This is a genomic window from Kastovskya adunca (genome assembly GCF_059505785.1).
On sequence record NZ_JCACLG010000002.1, the window covers coordinates 78,186 to 99,765 of the forward strand.

Here is a 21,580-nt window from a genome sequence, read left to right on the forward strand (position 1 = left end):
CCTCCAAATATTATGTTGTTTTGCCTTACTTCAAGGGGTAATCTTCTTGATATTCCACCAACTCAACTTCGTTACCATCTGGGTCAGTGACATAAATGCGGTGCTTCGTTTCCGGCGATGTCATCGTGTAATAGTCGATGCCGTTCTTGTCTAACCAGGCTTTCATCTCCTCACCGTCAGCGATCGCAAAACCTACATGGTTAATGCCGATGTTTTCGTAAATCTCATGGATGCGCTGCAATTCGGGTGCATCATTAAGAGCCAGATAGAACTGGTTGCTGCCTAGATGCATCCAGCGACTATCCCCGTTGTGACCTTCAGCACGAACATACCAATCGGGAAATACACTTTGGTAAAACCTTTTCGTTGCCTCTAAATTCCGGCAAGACAGATTGAGATGTTCAAAGCGATTGAATTTCAATCTTCCCTCTTTCCTTCCTCAGGGTCGTATTATCTCTTAGTTTAATCATACTCATTATGAGTATGACTTGCCCAGGAAGGATAAATAGGGCAGTTGTAGAGATGTGTAATGCGTTGTAGAGGTTGCATTTAACGTCTCTATTCAAAAGGCGATCGCCTTAGCTAAAAAGCCTATTTACGGCACGGCGATCGCCCAAACACCTGCGGAAATCATGGGATGATCATCTTCAACAAGCTCTTTGGCTAGCGCGAACAGCCAAATATTACTCCTAGGATGTGTGAGCTAAAAATATCTGAGTGCGATCGCTTTATATAAGCTGAAATAACCCGATTAACGTTCCATCCGGGTCGCGAAGATAAGCAGTTTTGAGACCGTAGGAAGGATTATTCCAGGGAGCCATCGTAAACTTAACCCCCTTGTGGGTGAGTTCCTGATGTGCCTTATCCAGGTCAGACACGATAACAACCAAACCTACATTATCTTGGCATTCGGCGGAAGATGGCTGATGAGCGGTTCCAATCATATGTGCCATTTCTTCGCGGTTATATAGTTCGAGTGTCGTCTCTCCGAATTGAAACTCCGCGTAGCCATTTTTGAGGGCTTCGAGCATGACTGGGAGTTCCATTACATCTCGGTAAAACTGAAAGCAAGCTTCGACATCAGAGACAAACAGTCTTGTATTTGCGGAGCGAATATCCATAGTTCAATCGATGATAGAAAGATAGATTTTTTTGAGCAAGAGGCGATCGCGTCTTTTGTAATACCGAGAGAAGTTTTTAGGGTTTCTCTTCCTTATGGGGCGAGGATTGCTTGATGGGTAAATGAACGCGAAAGCGAGTATCACCCGGTTGGGAATCAACACGAATGTCGCCCTGATGCCGTTTGACGACAATGCGGTAAGCAATATCTAAACCTAATCCACTACCTTCACCCACCCCTTTAGTGGTGAAAAATGGCTCAAAGATGCGGGACTGAATTTCGGTTGGGATACCCGTCCCATTGTCAGCAATTTCTACCAAGACGCAATTATTTTCCCGCCAGGTGCGTATCCAAATATTCCCCTTACCACCAGTGGCATCAATCGCATTATCAATCAAATTCGTCCACACTTGATTGAGTTCGCTGCCATAAGCACAAATGCGGGGTAGGCTCTGATCATACTGGCGATTGACAACGACGCCTTTTTTGAGCTTATGAGCAAGGATGGTGAGGGTATTTTCGATTCCTTCATGGATATCGATGTCTTGCAGTGGTGCTTGATCCATGTAGGAGTAAGCTTTAACGGCTTTCACCAACTGGGAGATGCGGGCGGTACTTTGCTCAATTTCGTCTAACAGTCCAGAGGAAGCCAGTGTTGCTTCTAGCCACGTCAGTGCAGGCGAAAGGGAGTCGGCACCGAGGCAATCGGCAAGGGTGTCTAGTTGTTTGGTATCTAGTCCAGCATTGACAAAGGTGGGAGCAAATTTCCATCCTTCGTTAACGTCGTGTATTTCCAACCAATCTGCGATCGCGTCTTCTCGATCGCTTCGCGTCAGCGGATCGAGTTGGGGGGAAGTGGTGGCGCAAACGATCCCTTGATGCTGAATCTTGTTCAGCACTTCTAGTTGTTCGGTTGTGAGACACTCGGCGTTGAGGCGCAACGCTAGAGCTTGAGAGTTGAGGAGGCGATCGCGCAACTGTCCTGCGGCTCGTCGTCCGGCGGCGGCGGGGTTATTCAACTCGTGCGCCAAACCCGCTGACAGCTTACCGAGTGCCGCTAACTTCTCCTGTTGTCGCAACTGCGCCTCAACGTCTTTAGTGCGTCCTGCCATCGCTGAAAGGATGACATCAGCTAGCGGGGAACATTCAGCAATGATGCGCTTAAAAGCATCCCTCTCAATCCGCAGCACGCGACTCGCAATCGCCGCGTGAGCGCTGGCAATTGTACCAGCTCCGGTGAGCAGCGAAAGCTCGCCCATGAACTCGCCTCGGTGATGAATAGTTAGCAGTCTCTTCTCGCCACCGACAAACTTGGTAATCTGAATTTCGCCCTCTAGGACAACGTGAAAGTTGTACTCCTTATCCCCTTCGGAAAATAGCACGTCACCTGCCTCTAGCTGGATCTCGGTGCCATAGTGCTTCATCTCCTGCAACACCTCGTCGGGCAATTTGGGAAACAGTGTCACCTGCTTCGGATCGTGTAGCATTACAACACCTCAAGTGATATGGGCATTTAAAAAGCTCCTGTAGGGATCTGGTTTTTTTTAAATCCTTTGCTTCTCCAGTGACGAGGAAGGACGACCTTGATACAAGTCTTGAATGACTTGAGTTGCAGAAATGACAGCGACAATGGCGATGACTGTAATGGGCAACAACCCCTTGCCAGCGATCGCGATCGCCAACAAAATAGCCGCAGAACCCAGGCGATACTTAGAACGGACTTTGCAGCGCAGAATCACCCCGGTGCGGTGGAGTAGGGATAGAGCCACCAAACATAGAGCCACTGAGCCACACAGCAGCCAGCGCTCCGCTGTGGGAAGCGCCACACCAGGCTCGCTAGCGATAACGTGTTCTACTCCCACTCCCGTAGCGGCAAGCCCAATCACCAAGGGGAGATGCCCGTAAAGCCAGACTTGATAGACCCACAGGCGACCCGTTGCCCCTGCCTGTCGCAGGGCGGAACTACCAACATTTTCAAAGTAAATCCACCACAAGCTAAAGGCGATGCTAAAGCCAAGGATGGCGGCAAGAGCTGACAAGGGTTGCCATTGCATTTCGGAAATACCATCAACCACAGCGATAATCGCCTCGCCCAAGACGATGATCGTAAACAGCCCAAAGCGTTCCGGTAAGTGTTCTAGGTGGGGCAGGAGTCCTATCTGCAATCGCCTAGCCGCAAGTGGTGTGGCAAAATCTACAATTAGCCCCAATGCCCAGAAAATGAATCGCCACGGTAGGGGGACAAAGGCTGATATGAACCAGAGAGTTGCCGCGATCGCAAAACCTTTGGCATAGAATGTTGCCAACCCACGCGCTACGGGAATATGCTTTGCTGCACGCAGGTATTCAACCACCAGCAACACTCTCCCAGCCGCATAGGAAAGAGCAAAGCCAGCAGAACTTTCGCCTAAGCCGTTGTGGACGTTGACGGCTAGGGCAGCAATGGCAAGTACCTGCATCCCCATCAGCAGCCGATGTCCGATGTCATCGCTATCAAAGCGATTGGCGTATAAGGTGGTGCCAATCCATGCCCACCAAATGGGCAGAAAAAGAGCGACAAAGCCCAAAAATCCTGATAGCGTCACATCGTGGCTGAGGTTGTGGGCAAGCTGAGACACCGCTACAACAAACACCAAGTCATAAAACAGTTCCAGCCAAGTTGCGTGGCGCGGTTCTTGTTCGCTCTCTTCCCCAATTCGCAGTCGGGGGGGTTGTAACCAGGTCACTTTTTAAGCCTCCGATAGGGTTGATTAGACAAAGGTTTTGTCGATTTTGGAGATTAATTAATCGGCAATCGAACTTGAAAGCGGGTGTCGCCAGGTTTGGAGGTGAAGCAGATGTTGCCCTTGTGCTTGCTAACGACAATGCGGTAGGTCATATCTAACCCCAACCCAGTGCCTTCCCCTACGCCTTTGGTGGTGAAAAAGGGTTCAAAAATGCGGGGCTGGATTTCTGGTGGAATACCTGGCCCGTTGTCGGCAATTTCCACTAGCAGATGGTCATACTCGCGCCAAGTGCGAACCCAAAGCTGACCTTTGCCCTCCATCGCCGCGATCGCGTTATCAATTAAGTTGGTCCACACTTGGTTTAGTTCGCTACCGTAGGCACTGATACGCGGCAAGCTCTCGTTGTATTCCCGCGTCACAACTACGCCCTGCTTGAGCTTATGACTCAAGATCGTTAAGGTACTTTCTAACCCTTCATGCACGTCCACCTCTTGCAGTGGCGCTTGATCCATGTAGGAGTAGTCTTTAATCGCTTTTACGAGTTGGGAGATGCGCGAAGAACTTTGCTCAATTTCATTCAACAACCCCACCCCGGTTAGCGATGCTGTTAAAAAGCCCAGTACAGGCGAGAGCGAATCGGGTTCTATATGTTCTACAACGTCGTCCAGCCACTGAGTATCCAGTCCGGCGGCTACTAAGGTTGGGGCAAGTTTCCAGCTATCGCTCACATGGCGTGCCTCCAGCCACTGGGCTACCTGATCTTCGCGATCGCTTTGCGTCAGGGGATCGAGCTGAGTCTGGTTGAGAGCCTGTGTCACCTCCTGCTGTAAGTCGGCAATAAAGCCAAACTGGGCAGGGGTCAAAGGCTGCTGATTCAGCTTCAGGGCAAGGCAGGGCAACTCCTGAAAAACCTCTTCCAAGTTTCTTGCGCCCCGCGTCACAGCAGCGGCAGGATTATTCATCTCGTGCGCCAAACCTGCGGCTAAGGTGCCGAGGGCGGCTAGCTTTTCCCGCTGCTGAAATAAGGTCTGCACGTCTTGCATCCGCTGCGCCATCGTGCGGAGAATCGCCGTAGTCACGCAAGAACAAGTGGAGAGCAAGCGCCAAAAGGCATCGTTGGGCAACTCAAAAACGCGGGAACGCGTCACGGCGCGTCCGCTTGCCCAGAAGTATTCTTCACCCGTCAAAAGGGGCAACTCGCCAAACAAGTCTGGCGGTTCGTAGGTCGCCAGGACGACCTCTTGTTCGCCCACCTTCTGATAAACCCGAACCTGACCTTCTAGGAGGACAAAAACATGCTCTGCCGGATCTCCTTGGGCGCGATGAATTTCACCAGGCTCTCGCCATACCTCTTTCCCCTGTTCTACTAGCCACTGCAATTGCGTTTCGGGTAATTGCGCGAAGAGTGGCACTTGGCGCAACGTTTCGATGTCGAGCATTACAACACCTTGCTGAGATATTGATGGATAAACTGAACGCAAATTGAACCCTCGCCAACGCCCGACGCCACTCGCTTGACTGAACCGTGACGCACGTCTCCGACGGCAAAGACGCCAGGGACATTAGTTTCTAGTAAGTAAGGGTCGCGGTCTAAAGTCCATCCCTTGGGACGGCTGCCATTGGGCGCTAAGTCAGCTCCCGTTAAGATGAAGCCGCGCTGATCTCGCCATACCACACCGTCTAACCAATCGGTATGGGGAACGGCACCGATAAAGATGAATAGGGAGGTGGCGGAGACGACTTGCGTGTCGCCTGTGAGGGAATTTTGAATGGCGATCGCTTCTAAGCTCATCTCCCCTTTGGCTTCAACCACGCTGGAATGGAGTTGAATGGTGATATTTTCCGTCGCCTCGATTTGGTCAATTAGATACTGCGACATGCTCTTGGTGAGAGAGTCGCCCCGCACCAACATCGTCACCTGGCGGGCATACTGGGAAAAATACATCGCCGCCTGTCCGGCCGAGTTTGCCCCACCAATAACGTAGACATCTTCTCCACTACAGGCGATCGCTTCCGTCTGCGCCGCGCCATAGTACACCCCTGCCCCCGTCAGCCGCTCCATCCCTGGCACGTTCAGCCGCTTCCATGACACACCCAGCGCCAGCATCACAGTATGACTGCTAATTTCCTTGCCATCACTCAGCGTTACGAGTCGATAATTATCCTCGGTGCGGAGGTTCTTTACTTCCTGCGGGCTGAGAATCTCTACGCCAAAGCGTCTCGCCTGAGTGACAGCACGACGCGCCAAATCTCCACCACTTAGCCCCGAAGGAAAGCCCAAGTAATTTTCAATCCGGGAGCTGGTTCCAGCTTGCCCACCGGGGGCTTCTCGTTCGATCATCACCGTCCGCAACCCCTCTGATGCCCCATAAACCGCCGCCGCCAAACCCGCAGGCCCGCCACCGACGATCACAAGGTCGTAAAAGGGTTTTTCTGCCTGGGTTCGCAGCCCAATTTTTTCGGCAATTTGCACATTTGTGGGCTGGATGAGCTGGGAACCATCAGGAAAGAGTACTAAGGGCAGTTTACGGTTTGGGCAATCAGCGTAGCTCACTAAACGTTGTGCCTCTACCTCTTGCTCGATGTCTAACCACTGGTAGGGAATTTGATTGCGGGCGAGGAAGTCTTTGACTTGATGGGAATAAGGCGACCAGCGATCGCCAATGACGCGAATGCCTTCAAAGGGGGAACGAAAACTCGCTTGCCAGTCATCAAGTAAATCGTTGAGTACCGGGTACAAACGCTCTTCCGGCGGGTCCCACGGCTTCATCAAGTAGTAATCGATATGGGTGGTATTGATGGCGCGGATGGCGGCGTCAGTATCCGCATAGGCGGTGAGCAACGCCCGTTTCGCCTTTGGGAACAGGGGAAGTGCCTGTTCGAGGAACTCCACACCGCTCATCTGCGGCATCCGCTGATCGACTAAAAACAACGCTACGGGGTCGTTGCGTAATTTCAACTGTTCCAGCGTTTCCAAGGCGGTTGTGCCAGAATCCGCACGGATGACCCGAAAGCGGTTTCCGTACTCGCGTTGCAAGTCACGGGCAACTGCCCGCAACACTTCTGGGTCGTCGTCCACTGTGAAGAGTACAGGTTTAGCCATGAGTTCCTAATTTTTTGTAGGTTGCAAAGTGCGCGCTAGCTCGCGATCGTCTGCTTGAGCACGCTAAATCGTTAATAAATTGCTAATAAACGTTGTCTCTTTACCGTAAATTGCTCTACTGCTGCGATTAGAAGTCTGGATTAGAGCGCTTTCTTATTCTCCGGAATTAAACAATCTGTGTTTTTTACCTTGATAGTAAGTGTACCGTTATTGTCAAGTTTTCCGGATTACGATTTAGATTCAAGAAAATGTATAGTAAATCACTAAAAAGTTATCTGTAATTAAACTTATTTAATTAGCGATCGCTGTCTTGTCTTTCTACCTAATCTATTAAAAAGAGCCTTGTTGTTCATTCACTAAACTGACATTAAAAGGCTGGGTAGATAATGCCTAACACAGCCCTAGTTATCTCTTTTTATGCAGTTAAGGTTCAAAAAGGAGAATTTTGCCGCCAAAAGACGACCGCGTCACTAATCGGTTGAATTGTGGTTCCGGGATAGTAAAAGTCAATAATCTGCGCTCCTGTCCAACCCAGCTTGGCTAAGTTGTGAGCACCATATTGGCTCATACCAACGCCATGTCCGAAGCCTCCACCCACAAAGGCATAACCTGTGAGGACTTTATTAGCGTCATAGACGGGTTCCAGGTAGAAGAGGGTGCTACGGGGAGGGCCCAGAGCGCTACGGACTTCGTTTTTAGTGAGTTCGACAACCCCTTTATCGGTTTGGACGGCGAGATTGAGGACACGTCCGGCAGGCGATCGCTCCATCACCTGCATTTGCGTAATCTTTGTGAAATTGGCAAGCGGATGACGAGTGCGGGTGAGATAGAGTTTTAAATGCTCGGCAGTCTTTTCAAGGGTTTCTTGTCTGCGCCAGCGGAAAGCATCTCTACCTGTTTCGTTAAATCCTTGCTTTAAGTTGATAAAGTCGCGGAAGTTTTTCTCAGAGCCTAGGGGCTTTTGAGCCAAGTTCCAGACAGCATTGGGGGAATCTATAATTGCTTGTAGATAAGGACGCTCTGCCCCATTCCAGACATCGCTAAAGGGTGCAGTGATGCCGCCTGTGGTGGAGGAATAGAGGGCATCCACCAACTCATTGTTATAGGTGAGCACCTTGCCTGCCGTGGCAGCGATCGCCCGATCTGCTGCGGGTAGCGTATCACCTAGTCCTCTGTAAACTTGGCAGTGAGTATCGGCACAAAGTTGGTAATTATCGACCGCAAAACGGCGAACATTTCGTAGGGCATAGGTACGGGCAAGAATCGTTTGCGCCTCAATAGCGGCATAGGGTGCGCCAGTGCCAATTTCGTGCGGGATCACCCCTCGCAGGTAGCTTTCAATCGGCACCTGATTGACTAAGGTATAAGTGCCGTAGGCGTTCTGTTGCAGGCGCAGGCTACCAGGATACAAATGAGGATTACGGTCTTGCTTACCCGTACTGACCTGAACAAGATTTTTGTCGCTGGAAATGTCTAACTGAGAGCGGGTGTAGCGATAGCCATCGACAACAAAGGACACCCGTGGAACTTGTTGCACAATTTCAGTATCGAGACGAGCGGTTGCAACGCCTTGAGATTGGAGACTTTGCAGCAGCAATCGTCGTAGTAAAGGAGTACTGTAGACATCCCGTTTTGCCCAAACCTCCCAGCGTTCCGGCTGGGCAATCTCGACTTCGATTCCTTGTTTTCGCCACTGGTCGGCATCGTCTTCCGCCGTTTCAAAGGTTCCGTGACTGCTGAGGACTAAACGCTCCTCTAGCACGGGAGCAGGAAGCGCTTGCATTACCGTTTCTACTGTGATGCTGTCGGTTTGCAAGCTTTTGGGTTGCATATCGCCGCCCATATAGCGGACGGTGAGGCGATCGCCTGGTGTTGCTTTTAGCAGTAACTGATCGGTCGGCTCATCCCCAAATCGCTGCATCACCCCAATTTTCAGGTCTAGTTCTTCGCTTTTTGCTTCTGGGCTAGATACGCCAGTCAGCCCCAGAATACAAAATGTTGCTAAAACTGCCCGAAACCCATGGTGCAAGGGTTTTTTCATTTGGATAGTCACAATTCCCGTCCCTAGCGACAATCTTCCTTGATGCACAAATACATTGCGGCTTCAGCTATCTCAGGATAGAACACTTCCTCAAGAAAAAGACAATGATTTGTTTTTCATAATTAACCGACCAGATAACAGGGTCAAAAGCTTATTGTGTAGTAACGCCTGTGATCTGGCGTCACGCTGAGAGCAAATTGCAGCGCGATCGCACTCTTGCCTAGACCCGATTGATTTATTGAGTGTTCCCTTAACTAGAAACTCCAGGATTCGCCTCAGTCGCCTCCCACTGCTTCAACCAGGTGGCGATCAGTGAATTGACGAGTTCTGGTCGTTCATCATGGGGGCAATGACCCGCATCAGGAATTGTAGTAAATTCGACATCCTGGCGCTGTTCGCTAAGTTGCTGGTAAATTTTCGCTCCTGCGATCGGTGTCCAAGGGTCTTCTTCTCCCCACAGTATCAATAGCGGACACTCCACCTTCGGTAACAACTGTGCCGGAGTCGGGCCTGGGGGTGCTGTTAGCACGGAGGCAAATACTTGTTGTGCGCCAACATCATTAGCCGCCGCGTAAATCATTTCCACCAATTCATCCGCGATCGCGTCTGGATTGCGGTAAACCTGGCGCAGGGTATTCCGAATCCGGCTTTTTTGACGGATGCGATTAAACAAAAAAGGGCCGACCACTGGGGAACTGACAAGCGTGGTGAAGCCTTTCATCACTAAGCTTAGGGGAAAGTTCAACTCTTCAGGACGGTGATTCAGTCCCCCAGCACCATTAATCAAGACAGCACCTGCGGCAATTTCAGGATGCTCCGTCACAACAATCAGGCTCAACAAAGCACCGATAGAATTGCCGACAAACACGGCGGGTTCTTGGATGTGTTCTGTCCAGAAATCCTTAAGTTGCTCTTGCCACAACTCTAGGCTGTAGTCTAAGGGGGGTTTTTCGGAATTACCAAAGCCTAGTAGGTCGATGGCAAATACGCGATACCCTGCGGCGGCGAGGGGAAAGATATTGTTGCGCCAGTGTCCGATAGAGGCACCGAAGCCATGAATCAGCACTAACGGCTTACCCGTACCGACGACGGTGTATTGGATTTTGTACCCTTTCCAAGTCCAGAAAAGCTTGTCATAGGTGTTTGCTAACGTTCGCTGTTGTGTAGTCACGGCAGTTTTGTGAAGATTTTTAAATTACTTTATAGTACCTGCCGTCCTTGGCGCATCTATAGCGAGTCGGGCTGGGAAATAGTCCAAAATTGGGATTAGCTGTTGTGTAGTCACGGCAGTTTTGTGAAGATTTTTAAATTACTTTATAGTACCTGCCGTCCTTGGCGCATCTATAGCGAGTCGGGCTGGGAAATAGTCCAAAATTGGGATTTGTAGGGCGATCGCTTGTCCTTTGTTGTACCCGTGCTTTATTTCGGAAGATTCAAGGCGTCATTCTCAAGAATCAGTATTCAGACAAAATCACTCCTCAAGAATGAGCAATAACGATAGCAATTTTAGAGACAATAGCTACAGCTCTGGAGTTGAGGTGGCACTCCGGCAAAAGATTGTATAGTCTGGGATGGACAAAAGACACCCGCAGAGAGTAAACATCAGCCGCATTATCGCCGAGAGAAAAATAGGGTGGCAAAACAACTTCTGAATTTAGCACTGATTGCGATCGCCGTTGGTCTAGTGGTGGGAGCCGTCTTTGGCTGGCGTTCTCCCTTTTCCAGCGTTAGTCAAAGCCCCCCAACAGAAGAGCCAGGGGTTTCTCCTACAATAGAACCAACCTCCTCACCAACACTAGAACCAGCGGCACCTGTGCCAGCGACAGGTTATCAACAACCGCCTAACGATTCTTTTGAACAACCCCAACCGACAAGCAACGATGCCCCGATTCAGGCACTATGGTAGATAGTACCCCTTGAATTTTTAGTTATTGCTTTCTAGTTTGAAGAAAGGAACTAATAACTGTAAAGACGTGAAATAATACGTCTCTACTAAAACGTCAGCTTCTCCCGTCATAATCTTCGATTTGGCGGGAGCTTGCGAGGAACCACTGAACCTCAAGCGGAAAGCAAGCTGAATAGCGCACGAGTTCTTGACGCTTACAGACTTCCGGGTAGCACCCAAGCTCGGACAAACTCTTTGACCCAATCAGTTGTTGGGAATCGGCGTTAAGAAGGCGCGAGGGGTAGTTGGGAAACCAACAAACACAGTTGAATACTGGATTATCTCCAAAATTTATTCAACGCTTCGGCTAGACTCAGCGACCACCCCGCCTTGATCCAAGTCCAATTGCAAACCTACAGGTCGGTCTGGCATTCCTCTCCCGTTAAATCTTAAATCAAGGATTATAACGGGAGTCTCCTGCCAGAAGAAAACATGAACGCAGTCAGTGACATTCTCATTATTGGCGGCGGCGTTATCGGTTTGGCGATCGCCGTTGAATTAAAACGACGTGGTGCAACAGTCACCGTTCTCAGTCGAGACTTTAGTGCGGCGACTGCTCATGCTGCTGCTGGGATGCTTGCCCCCCAAGCCGAAGAGATTTCCTCTAGTCCCATGCTGGAGTTGTGCCGTGCGTCGCGCTTGTTGTATCCAGAGTGGGTCTACAAGCTCGAACAAATCACAGGCATGACCACGGGCTACTGGCCCTGTGGTATTCTTGCCCCCGTCTACGACACCCCCGCCCTAACCGCTAGCCATCGTGCCGATAACGACAACAGCGTTCGGCAATGGTTAGATTCTCCGGCAATTCACCTGTATCAACCCGGTTTGGGGGCGGATGTTGTTGGCGGATGGTGGTATCCCGAAGACGCTCAAGTAGACAATCGTGCTCTTTTAAAAGCACTGAGACTAGCTGCCCAAGAACAGGGCGTAGACCTCACTGAAGGCGTCAGCGTCGAAGCGATTGAGCAGCAAAATCGGCAAGTTGTGGCAGTGAGAACGGCGGTGGGTGAATTTCGCGCTCGCCATTACATACTTGCCACCGGAGCCTGGTCGCAGCAACTGTTACCGATTCCCGTGAGTCCGAAAAAAGGACAAATGCTATCGTTGCAGATGCCCAAAGGTGACAACGAAAGCTTGCCGTTGCAGCGGATACTATTTGCGCCGGAAACCTATCTGGTACCGCGCCGCGATGGACGACTGATTATTGGTGCCACGAGTGAGGATGTCGGCTGGACTCCCCATAACACTCCTGCAGGAATTCAAAGCTTGCTCGAATCCGCAAGTCGCCTCTACCCCGACTTGCGCCACTGGTCGATTCAAGAAATGTGGTGGGGGTTTCGTCCGGCGACACCGGATGAATTGCCCATTTTGGGGCAAGGTTCCTGCGAAAACTTAATTTTTGCGACAGGTCACTACCGCAACGGAATTTTACTAGCTCCCATCACGGCAACTCTCATCTGTGACCTAATTGAACAGCAAAAGCCTGACCCCTTGTTGGAGCATTTTCACCATTCCCGGTTCTATAAAACTGAGCAAGGAAGTGTCGCCTCCAACGGTAAAAATCCGGCTTTTGTCAGCCGCCATCTTTCTTCCCCTGAAGCAACTCCAACTCCAATGCCACTAACTTTTTCTACTCCAACTTTTGACTCCCCTACCGTTGAAACTGAACTAACTGACCCGCTAATCATCGCTGGGCGGAAGTTTCGTTCGCGCTTGATGACGGGTACGGGTAAGTATCAGACTCTTGAGCAAATGCAGCAAAGTATTGCCGCCAGTGGCAGTCAAATTGTCACCGTCGCCGTGCGTCGCGTGCAGACTAAGGCGGCGGGTCATGAAGGACTAGCGGAAGCCCTAGATTGGACAAAACTTTGGATGTTGCCGAATACTGCTGGCTGTAAAACCGCAGAGGAAGCTGTGCGGGTGGCACGGTTAGGACGTGAGATGGCGAAGCTATTAGGGCAAGAAGACAATAATTTTGTCAAGTTGGAAGTCATTCCTGACGCGAAATACCTGCTACCCGATCCGATTGGCACCTTGGAAGCGGCGGAACAATTGGTTAAGGAAGGGTTTGCGGTGTTGCCCTACATCAATGCTGATCCCCTCTTAGCCAAGCGCCTAGAAGAGCTGGGTTGTGTAACGGTGATGCCCTTGGGTTCGCCGATTGGTTCTGGACAGGGCATTAAGAATGCTGCCAATATCGAAATCATTATTGAGGAAGCTAATGTCCCGGTGGTGGTTGATGCTGGAATTGGCACGCCTAGTGAAGCCGCTTACTCGATGGAACTAGGAGCCGATGCCTTATTGATCAATAGCGCGATCGCTATGGCAAAAAATCCTGTCGCCATGGGTCAATCTATGGGTATGGCAACCCAAGCTGGGCGTCTGGCTTATCTGTCGGGTCGCATCCCTATCAAAATCTACGCAACTGCTAGTTCTCCCCTCACAGGCACCGTTGGCAATTGAGGTAATGGTTAAGGGGTGAGGGGTAACTATGCCTCGAACCTCTAACCCTCTCCAACTTCGTAAAGATTTATTTCCAAAGAAGTAGAGTACTTATACTATTTTTTGTTAAATTAGCTTAATAAGAAAATAACGTAGGTATTATTCATGCCCTATACCGAAGAAGAAGGCGGATTATTAAATAACTTTGCCAGAGAGCCAAAAGTTTATACATCAGAGCCACCAACCAAGAATCAACAGCGCAACTACATTGTGCTCGGTATGGTGGCTTTAGTTTTACTGGGTGGCTTAGTTTTTGTGGCTATTTCGGCGTCTGCTATCAGCTAACAGTGGCGATATCCTGTAATACAGCAAAAGCGTATTGCAGTTTTAGGCATCTGGTGGCGATTACAGCGTTTTAATAATCTCTATCGCCTTCTGGTGTTCTTCAGTCCTGTCTTGCTTTTTAAAAATCTCCGCCGCTTTTTGCAAATCAGCGATCGCCTTTTGATTGTCATTGACCTGAAGGTAAGTAACGCCGCGATTGTAGAAGGCTTCGGCAAATTCCGGCTCTAAGCGAATGGTTTCGGTGTAGTCGTCAAGGGCGGCTTGATGCTGCTCAAGGCGATTACGAGCTAACCCTCGGTTGTAGTAAGCCATCCCGTTATTAGGGTTGAGGAAGATTGCCTGATCGTAATCATCAAAAGCGGCTTGATGATTGTTGAGTTCATCGTAGGCATTCCCCCGGCTGAGGTAGGCTGTGTCATTGTCAGGATTGAGCGCAATGGCTTTAGTGGAGTCCGCGATCGCTTCTTGGTAATTTTTCAAGACGTACTGAGCATAACCTCGGTTACTGTAGGCTTGCTCAAAATTTGGATTGAGTCGAATTGCCTGAGTGTAATCCTCAATAGCGGCGGCATAATCTTTTAAAGCGTGATGGGCATACCCCCGGTTGTAGAAAGTATCCGCATCGTTAGCCTTAATTTTTAGTGCCTGCTCAAAGCTAGCGATCGCCTCGGTGTACTTGCCAGCATCAATATGATCGACACCTTGGTTGTACAATTCCACTGCCGTGAGTTGCTCCGCCGCTTGAGCAATTAAAATCTTCTGGGGACGGAGGGGAGACTGGGCGCGAACACCGGGCGCAAGTCCAAGCAACACAGCAGCAAAGCCAGAAAGTGCGATCGCTCGATTAGTAATTTTCATGGTGTTTCTCCAACATCAGCAAACAAACAGCGTCTTTAAAACCATTTGATCTGTTTGATGCTATAGCGTAAAAGTAAGAGTGTCTTCAGTAAATATGCCACACTCTCAACTGGGCAGGGTTTAGCTAAGACCGTTGAAAGAGCAACTCAGTTTTTGTCAACTGTACTTTCAATCCTACTGAATTCCACGACAGACCCCCCTTTAGTTACTATTTTTAGCGAACTAGCAAGCGGCATCTGCTAATTACTCAATGCCACTCCTTTGTCCGGAGAAGATACTAAAGATGGGACAATTAAAATAGCTGCGATTGAAGGAATAAGGAAATGCTCAAAACCATCATTGCCTCACTGCTGGTCGTATTGAGCGTGAGCCTGCATGGTTGCGCTACCGGAGTCAGTGGCTTAAAAAGTTATGTCGATAGCACTAAGGGCTACCAGTTTCTCTACCCGAACGGCTGGCAAGTAGTTGAAGTAGGTGATGGGCCAGATGTTGTCTTACATGACATCATTGAGCGCACAGAAAACGTTTCAGTAGTCATCAGTCCTGTACCAGAGAACCAAACCTTAGCAGATTTGGGGACTCCCAGTGAAGTCGGCTACCAATTGCAAAAAAACGCGATCGCTCCACCGAATTCCAACCGAACAGCGGAACTCGTCAACGCCCAATCCCACATCAACGGCAACCACGAATATTATCTCCTGGAATACGAGGTAAAACTTCCCAACCAAAATCGCCACGACATCGCCAGTGTTGCAGTCAGTCGAGGCAAACTCTTTACCCTTAACGCCTCTACCACCAACCAACGCTGGCGCAAAGTTCATGACACCTTCGAGATAATGGCAAAGTCTTTCTCTGTTTACTAGCAAGGAAGACAAAGTGCTGAGTCGGTGAGTAGGGAAGAAAGTATGAAGGGTGAAGGGTGAAGTATGAAGTATGAGGTATGAAGGGTGAAATAGGCGATTGGAGTAATGGCTAATCGTCATCGATTTTTCTCTCCCTCGCTCCCCTGCTCCCCCGCTCCCCCGTTCCCCTGCTCCCCGGCTCCCCCGCTCCCCGGCTCCCTTCCTTCAACTTGCCAATGTTCTAACTTTAGACAGATGACCATTCCTATCTTTGTCTTAGCTTCTGCATCTCCTGCTCGTAAACGGTTGTTACAAACGGGGGGAATTGACCCTGTCGTTCGCGTCAGTGACTTTGATGAGTCAACAGTGCAGTTGAGCGATCCTCAGAGGTTAGTGGAAACCTTAGCACTGAACAAAGCCCAGACGGTGGCAGAGCAATTTAGCGAGGGCTTGATTTTGGGCTGTGATTCCGTGTTGAGCGTGGGGGGAGAGATTTATGGTAAACCTGCGGATACAGCAGAAGCGATCGCGCGTTGGCAGCAGATGCGCGGTACAATCGGCAGTCTCTACACAGGTCATGCAATCATCGACCATTCTCAAGATAAAACTCTAGTACGCTGCGGCATCACCAAAGTGCATTTTGCCGATGTGAGTGACGAAGAGATCGCGGCTTACGTTGCTACAGGCGAACCCCTCAAATGCGCTGGCAACTTCGCCCTAGAAGGTAAAGGTGGATTTTTTGTGGAAAAACTCGAAGGTTGCCACAGTAACGTCATCGGTCTCAGCCTACCCCTACTGCGCCAGATGCTCGGCGAGCTAGGCTACAAAGTTACCGACTTTTGGCAAGAAAATCATTAGTTCATCGCCAATGGCTAATCGCTAGCGCTAATTAGTCTTCTCTCCCCATCTCTCCAATCATTTGTAAAGGTTACGTGCAGTTTTGTTATCTAAATGAGGGGGTAAGGGGAGCGATAATACCCCCACCATAATCTCTGATTTCGCGCGTGGATACATGGACTGCCCCTTGTTAATTTTAGGGGACTCGATGTCCCCAAAGTTAACAAGTCGATACGTTCAATCAGTGGTAACGTTGACATACCGGATAACTAACGGTTGCCTTGACTCAAACGAACACGTCTTAGAAACGTGGTGAACAGCGCAAACGGCATAAACGAGTTTGAACCTGGAAAACTGAAGTTAGGGGGTTCCAACCAGAAAAGTTGAGCGCGATAGTCTTGACGCTGTGGTTGGGTAAAAACTTCACAGTATGTAGGTCTATTTCCTTTCGACAAAAGTTTCGATTGGTAATCAGTACGCATGGGCTGTGCGGAACGGAAACTGCTTGGGCAATCGGTCTGCCGGAGAGTAAGCCATAAGGCGGCTCTAGGCAAGTGGTGAAATACCCGTAAGGGAAATAACCAAGAAATCTCCATCGTGAGGTGGGGAAGCCTACGCTGTAATCTTTGATTCAGTGTACGAGGATGTCACATTCAAGGCACTTCGGTCTACCCTGATGCTAGTTGAATGGCTGAAAGAGAGACTCCTTATGACAATCAGCGACGACTTTAAAGAGAAACTCACATCGGGTAAGATTCCAGAGGCTCTAACCCTGGCGCTAAGTGAAGCCGTAGAGTTAGAAATTACCACCTGGGTTTCCACCGCAGACTCAGATACGGATAGCTCAGAACCAGTCAATTCTCCGGCTCCTGGCTACCGGATGCGAACCCGCATGAACATCATAGATGGTGATATTGAAAACGAGGTCGGCAGCCAGTTTATCGGCAATGGGCCCTACACCGAACTGCGACAATTCCATAACCAACAAGTTCTGGCAGGGCGGCAAATCATTCAGCAAAACCTGCAAAACTTGCAACAGCTATTTATTGTTTTAAATAACACTCTGGCTCAAATGCCTGGGTCATCACACCGACTAACTGATGGTAATCCTGTCCTTCCGCCTTCTAGTCGAGATAACTTGCCGTAAACTTAGCAGGAATTAGAGCGCAAATTTTTTACTGTTTGGCTAGCCCACCGCCCACCTTTAGGAAAAATAGCATCATGGCGTCGAGCGACGACTTCAAACAAAAACTTAAAGCAGGCAACTTGACTGAAGCGTTGGCGCTAGCACTGAGCGAAGCCATTGAGCTGAAAATTACCACCTGGGTAGCCTCAATTGATGGTGATGCTGCACAAACAGGAGAGCCAGACCACGCCAAACCCGGTCATCGCCTCCGCACTCGCATCAATATGATGGAGGGCGATATTGAAAACGAGGTGGGCGACCAATTCATTGGCAACGGGCCCTACAGAGAGCTGCGCCAGTTTCACACAGAACAAGTTGCCAAAGGTGGTCAAACGATTCAAAACAACCTCAAAAGCTTAGAAAAGCTGTTTGGGGTGCTAGCGATGATGCGGCAGCAGAGTCTTGGTGAATCTGTTATTGAGCCGGATCAGCTATTCCTGCAAGATCAGTTGTTGCTCGACACCGATGCTACGACCTCCGCACCGGAAGACTCTTTTAGTACTGTCCCGGTGGTTGAGCCATTCCCTGAGATGGGTATAACTCCAGCTCCGGAAGAGTCATTCAGTCAGGAAGATTTTTTCGACACTGCCCCAGTTATTGAATCTTTTACCCGCACAGATAACCCGGTTTCCCCAGAAGAAACAGGGAGGGAAGTCGATGTCTTCACTAGCGCTCCGGTGGTGGAGTATCCAGAACTGGATATTACGATCGCACCGGAAGAAACGCCGCGCGAGGAAGACCTCTCTACTACCACTCCAGAGGTGGAAGCCTTTATAGATACAGAGGTGGCTTCCCCAGAAGAAACCTTTAGGGAGGAAGATGTTTCTTCTCCAGCTCCAGAGGTGGCAGTTTTTACAGATACAGAGATAACTGCACCGGAAGAGACGCCGAGCGAGGAAGACGATTGGGCGATCGCTCATAGGGCTGAGTTGGTAACCGAGCTACCAGAAGCTGTAGTCGAATCTCTGGTGACTGAGGAAGAGGAAACGCAGCCAACGGCTTTCCCCGCAGAACCAACCCTAAATGGAGCGCCGATAGCCGATGAATTGTATTTGGAAGAGGAAGAGGAGGAAGATAACTGGGATGACTCAGTTTTAGATTTGCTGGAGTCTTTACCTGTTATCCCACCGGGTGAGTCAGCCGCACAGTGGGATGATGACGAAGATTGGGGAGATATGGTGGAAGAGCAAGAGGAACTGGAACTATCCCCTGATGTCGCGGCGGCACACCAGGAGGATAATCAGGACTGGGAAATCTTCTCCCTAGAGGATTTGGAGTTATTGCCTGAAGAGGAAGCGTCAGACGCCCCTGACGATGAGGGCTGGGAAGAGCCGATTGATGCTGAGGTTAAATCGATGACACCGGAAGCATCCATTCCCAATTTAGATTCTCTAGATTTGGAAGCTGATGAGGACTGGGATGATTGGGAAGAATTACCAGCACCTGCTCAACCTAGTGAGGCAGTTCCGAGCCTCGATTCTCTAGATTTGGAAGCGGAGGAAGAGTGGGATGAGTTTGGGATAGACGCGGATGACGATCCGTTTGGGGTGTCATCTGCCCTCAATCATTCCACACCAGAGTTGGATGAAGATGAGGACTGGGAAAGCTTTTCTGTGGAGGAACTGGAACCTTATCCGGTAGTGGAGTCTGCAAAAGATAGAGGTGTTGATGACTTGGGTGAACCGACAAAGGACAGCCCTTTAGATGAGTTGGATCGCTTCTTGCCAATGACAGAATCAGGCGATCGCTCCGAGCCTCGGTATGATAACCCCATCGAGATGTTGTTTGATGGATTGGAGGAGGAACTTTCTGAGGAAGAGAGTGAGGAGTTTAGCTGGCAAGATAATGGGCTAGAAGAGCAAACCCCCCCGAACCATGACCCATCCATCCCTTTAATGTCTGAGGAAGAACAAAGAATGCCTCCCTCACCGTCACCCGATCGCTATCCCAATGAGAACAACTAGGAACATTAGAGGTTGACGATGGCTAATACAAGAAGACAAAATCGCCAAGAACTTGCCCCCCTATCTAATAGCAGTAGCAGACAGGTGACTCCGGGGTTGAGTCGAATGTTGGATGATTTTTTGCAGTCTTTGGGGGGAGTACTCATTGACATCACGGCATTGGAAGTGAACACAATGATCGTGGAGCAAATCAGCGGGGAAAAGTTCATTCCTTGGGAAACTTACCGAGATGTTTATCAAATTAACCGCAACTATCTAGAGCAGCAAGAGGTACATGAATCCTTGCGCGAGCGCTATATCGATCTCCGCCGCCATCTAGAACTAGAGTACACCCTACTCCTGACTGACCCCAGTTCCGGTCTTTACGACCCTACGATTTCCCCCACCGATTGCCCCATCCTGATTAACCCAAGCATCGAGCTGGAACAGTTGCAGACGCATCTCCCAGATTCTCTAGCACCCACCAATTCAGAAGATCTTTTACAGGTGCATCGGGTACTAAGTGACAGTAATTTTCTCCGCAGCTTGCGTAAGATTGGCGAACTTAAAGCCGCCCTAGATAACCGCAACAAAGCTCTTCTACGACGGGAATATGAGTTACCCAACCCTGTCAAACCCGAATTTATTGAAAAGTCGGTCAAAACTGACATGATCTATGCTCAAACTATCATTCAGCTTGATGGCGACATCATCAACCGCTACAGCCAGCAAGTCTTTGACCATCCTCACAAAGACTTAATTCTCAAAGTCCACGAAGAAGGTGTGATCGCTGGGGAAAGGCAGTGGCGTGGATTGCTAGAGTTTGTCGTTGGTTTAGTTCAATCCGCACTGCACCGGGGTGCTAATATCAATATCTTTCCTGGTCGAACGCCCAAATAAAAGTTATTAGTTGTTGGTTGTTATTTGTTAGATAAAATCCCTTCTAGCCACAAAAGACTAACAACTAACTACGGCTCAAATAGGTCGCATGAAATGGGTAAAAAATCAAACAAAGCCCGGACTAAAGGACGGCACATAACTGCTCGAACACGACCTTTCCCGAAAGCCTTACGCCCACAGCCTGCTTACCGGGGACAAGCTTTCAACCTAGAGCCGTATATTCAACTTGAGCAAGAAAAAATTGGCAAAACGCGATCGCTCTTTTACGGCATTCGCTTCAATTTAGACAACAATAGCTTGGCAGAAATTCAATCCGCCCAAGCAACCAATCAAACCACTTACATTCCGCGTCAACTGCTGGCGGATTTGCGCTACCACACATTGTTCAGTCAGGACAATGGCATCCGCTCTGGGCTGACGTTTTGTACCTACTATCATCAAGGAGTCTTAGAAGAAGCCGTCATGCGGAGCTTGCTGTCGTTGGATGGCGACATCATTCACCAAATCAAGAGTGACTGTTTAGAGCGTCCCCAGTTTTGTCAGAAGATGGTGTCGGCTCACTACTGGCTGATCGCTCAACTGCTCCAGCAGCTTCGGCTCAGAATCGTCTTCTGGTTAGAGGGAATATCTTGGGGGCTATCAGTGCTAACTGTTGTTCTAGCCGCAATTCCTTACATTCAGCCCCTACTTCTTAATCCCATCACCCTACTGATACCTGTGCTAGCCTCTTGGCTTTTGCGGCTTGTCTTGAAGCCTCTGCTACTGTTGTTGCTGCCATTTATGAGGAGATGGACAGTGCGCCAGATGCTGTTGGGTTTGCTCTCCCATCAGTCACTGAGGCATAGAATTGCCAAAGGGATTTTAGCGCGGCTGACGTTGTAAAGATAGCGATCGCCTGCTAGGATTCAGCTCAATCTCCCGATTGGGAACAAAAACCAGACTAAGCTCTTACCAGTCTGTTGCTAGATGAAACTGACTAGTATGTAGCACGGCTTCACCATGCTCTGGAATCCAGACCACCCACACATCTTCAGATTCCTGACACAGGAGCAGTGCTTCGTCCTGACAGTAGGGGCTAGGTAGTTCTTGCAGTTGTACCCAGGTATCCGCCTTGTACTCTGGCTTTGAGGGGCTAAGGTCAGTCTCAAATCCCCACTGGAGGGGGTGCAAGCGCAACTTAGCGCTGACTTTGGGTTTTTGGGAATCTAATTTCATTAACCAATCTCCTTGATCCGTATCCGTCCTTTGCTTAGGCTGAAGCCCAATAAATGAACGTTTAAAAATATTTCTGT

The 21,580-nt window shown here is 49.6% G+C and carries 19 protein-coding genes; 9 read left to right on the plus strand and 10 right to left on the minus strand.

The genetic code is table 11. The features are described from left to right. Nucleotides 1–25: 25 nt before the first annotated feature. From AC5JR3_RS00900 to AC5JR3_RS00935, 8 genes are all read right to left on the minus strand, one after another. Entirely contained in the window at nt 26–421 is a 396-nt protein-coding gene (locus AC5JR3_RS00900) for a VOC family protein (protein WP_495842103.1), read from the minus strand. A 307-nt stretch (nt 422–728) separates the two neighbouring features. Then, on the minus strand, nt 729–1,121 hold the full coding sequence (locus tag AC5JR3_RS00905; RefSeq protein ID WP_495842105.1) for a VOC family protein: 393 nt from the start codon (nt 1,119–1,121) through the stop codon (nt 729–731). A 76-nt stretch (nt 1,122–1,197) separates the two neighbouring features. Beyond that, nucleotides 1,198–2,607 (minus strand): sensor histidine kinase, encoded by a 1,410-nt coding sequence (locus tag AC5JR3_RS00910; protein WP_495842107.1) that lies wholly within the window; start codon nt 2,605–2,607, stop codon nt 1,198–1,200. Nucleotides 2,608–2,664: 57 nt separating this feature from the next. Further along, nucleotides 2,665–3,846 (minus strand): low temperature requirement protein A, encoded by a 1,182-nt coding sequence (locus AC5JR3_RS00915; RefSeq protein ID WP_495842109.1) that lies wholly within the window; start codon nt 3,844–3,846, stop codon nt 2,665–2,667. 53 nt (nt 3,847–3,899) lie between these two features. Then, nucleotides 3,900–5,285: an ATP-binding protein gene (locus AC5JR3_RS00920; RefSeq protein WP_495842111.1), complete on the minus strand. Its 1,386-nt coding sequence runs from the start codon at nt 5,283–5,285 to the stop codon at nt 3,900–3,902. After that, nucleotides 5,285–6,949 (minus strand): FAD-dependent oxidoreductase, encoded by a 1,665-nt coding sequence (locus tag AC5JR3_RS00925; RefSeq protein WP_495842113.1) that lies wholly within the window; start codon nt 6,947–6,949, stop codon nt 5,285–5,287. Before AC5JR3_RS00925 ends, AC5JR3_RS00920 begins: the two co-directional genes overlap by 1 nt. Nucleotides 6,950–7,379: 430 nt before the next feature. Then, nucleotides 7,380–8,990: a SpoIID/LytB domain-containing protein gene (locus AC5JR3_RS00930; RefSeq protein ID WP_495842114.1), complete on the minus strand. Its 1,611-nt coding sequence runs from the start codon at nt 8,988–8,990 to the stop codon at nt 7,380–7,382. 250 nt (nt 8,991–9,240) lie between these two features. Beyond that, complete coding sequence (locus tag AC5JR3_RS00935) at nt 9,241–10,161, minus strand: alpha/beta fold hydrolase (protein ID WP_495842115.1); 921 nt, start codon at nt 10,159–10,161, stop codon at nt 9,241–9,243. A 462-nt stretch (nt 10,162–10,623) separates the two neighbouring features. On the opposite strand from AC5JR3_RS00935, the gene AC5JR3_RS00940 reads away from it, so the two are divergent. The 3 genes from AC5JR3_RS00940 (at nt 10,624) to psb34 (ending at nt 13,722) form a co-directional block, all read left to right on the plus strand. Then, the gene (locus AC5JR3_RS00940; protein ID WP_495842117.1) at nt 10,624–10,896 is read left to right on the plus strand and encodes a hypothetical protein; all 273 of its coding nucleotides are present in this window, start codon (nt 10,624–10,626) and stop codon (nt 10,894–10,896) included. 471 nt (nt 10,897–11,367) lie between these two features. Further along, a complete protein-coding gene (gene thiO, locus AC5JR3_RS00945; protein ID WP_495842119.1) occupies nt 11,368–13,398 on the plus strand; it encodes a glycine oxidase ThiO in 2,031 nt (676 codons plus the stop codon). A gap of 144 nt (nt 13,399–13,542) precedes the next feature. After that, complete coding sequence (gene psb34 / locus AC5JR3_RS00950; protein WP_495842120.1) at nt 13,543–13,722, plus strand: photosystem II assembly protein Psb34; 180 nt, start codon at nt 13,543–13,545, stop codon at nt 13,720–13,722. Between the two features lie 60 nt (nt 13,723–13,782). Here psb34 and AC5JR3_RS00955 read toward each other — a convergent pair whose 3' ends face one another. Next, the gene (locus tag AC5JR3_RS00955) at nt 13,783–14,580 is read right to left on the minus strand and encodes a tetratricopeptide repeat protein (RefSeq protein WP_495842122.1); all 798 of its coding nucleotides are present in this window, start codon (nt 14,578–14,580) and stop codon (nt 13,783–13,785) included. Between the two features lie 323 nt (nt 14,581–14,903). On the opposite strand from AC5JR3_RS00955, the gene psbP reads away from it, so the two are divergent. The 6 genes from psbP (at nt 14,904) to AC5JR3_RS00985 (ending at nt 21,170) form a co-directional block, all read left to right on the plus strand. Beyond that, complete coding sequence (gene psbP / locus AC5JR3_RS00960) at nt 14,904–15,443, plus strand: photosystem II reaction center PsbP (RefSeq protein WP_495842124.1); 540 nt, start codon at nt 14,904–14,906, stop codon at nt 15,441–15,443. Between the two features lie 234 nt (nt 15,444–15,677). Then, on the plus strand, nt 15,678–16,280 hold the full coding sequence (locus AC5JR3_RS00965; RefSeq protein ID WP_495842125.1) for a Maf family protein: 603 nt from the start codon (nt 15,678–15,680) through the stop codon (nt 16,278–16,280). 688 nt (nt 16,281–16,968) lie between these two features. Beyond that, nucleotides 16,969–17,406 carry a hypothetical protein gene (locus tag AC5JR3_RS00970; protein WP_495842127.1) on the plus strand — a complete coding sequence of 146 codons (438 nt, stop codon included), beginning with the start codon at nt 16,969–16,971 and terminating at the stop codon, nt 17,404–17,406. A gap of 74 nt (nt 17,407–17,480) precedes the next feature. Next, the gene (locus tag AC5JR3_RS00975) at nt 17,481–19,409 is read left to right on the plus strand and encodes a hypothetical protein (protein WP_495842129.1); all 1,929 of its coding nucleotides are present in this window, start codon (nt 17,481–17,483) and stop codon (nt 19,407–19,409) included. Between the two features lie 18 nt (nt 19,410–19,427). Then, nucleotides 19,428–20,288, plus strand: coding sequence for a DUF8581 family protein (locus AC5JR3_RS00980; protein WP_495842130.1), 861 nt, complete (start codon nt 19,428–19,430; stop codon nt 20,286–20,288). 93 nt (nt 20,289–20,381) lie between these two features. Then, a complete protein-coding gene (locus AC5JR3_RS00985) occupies nt 20,382–21,170 on the plus strand; it encodes a hypothetical protein (protein ID WP_495842132.1) in 789 nt (262 codons plus the stop codon). Nucleotides 21,171–21,236: 66 nt separating this feature from the next. Here the strand turns inward: AC5JR3_RS00985 and AC5JR3_RS00990 are convergent, their stop codons facing one another. Then, nucleotides 21,237–21,503, minus strand: a complete 267-nt coding sequence (locus AC5JR3_RS00990; RefSeq protein WP_495842134.1) for a hypothetical protein — start codon at nt 21,501–21,503, stop codon at nt 21,237–21,239. Between the last annotated feature and the right edge of the window lie 77 nt (nt 21,504–21,580).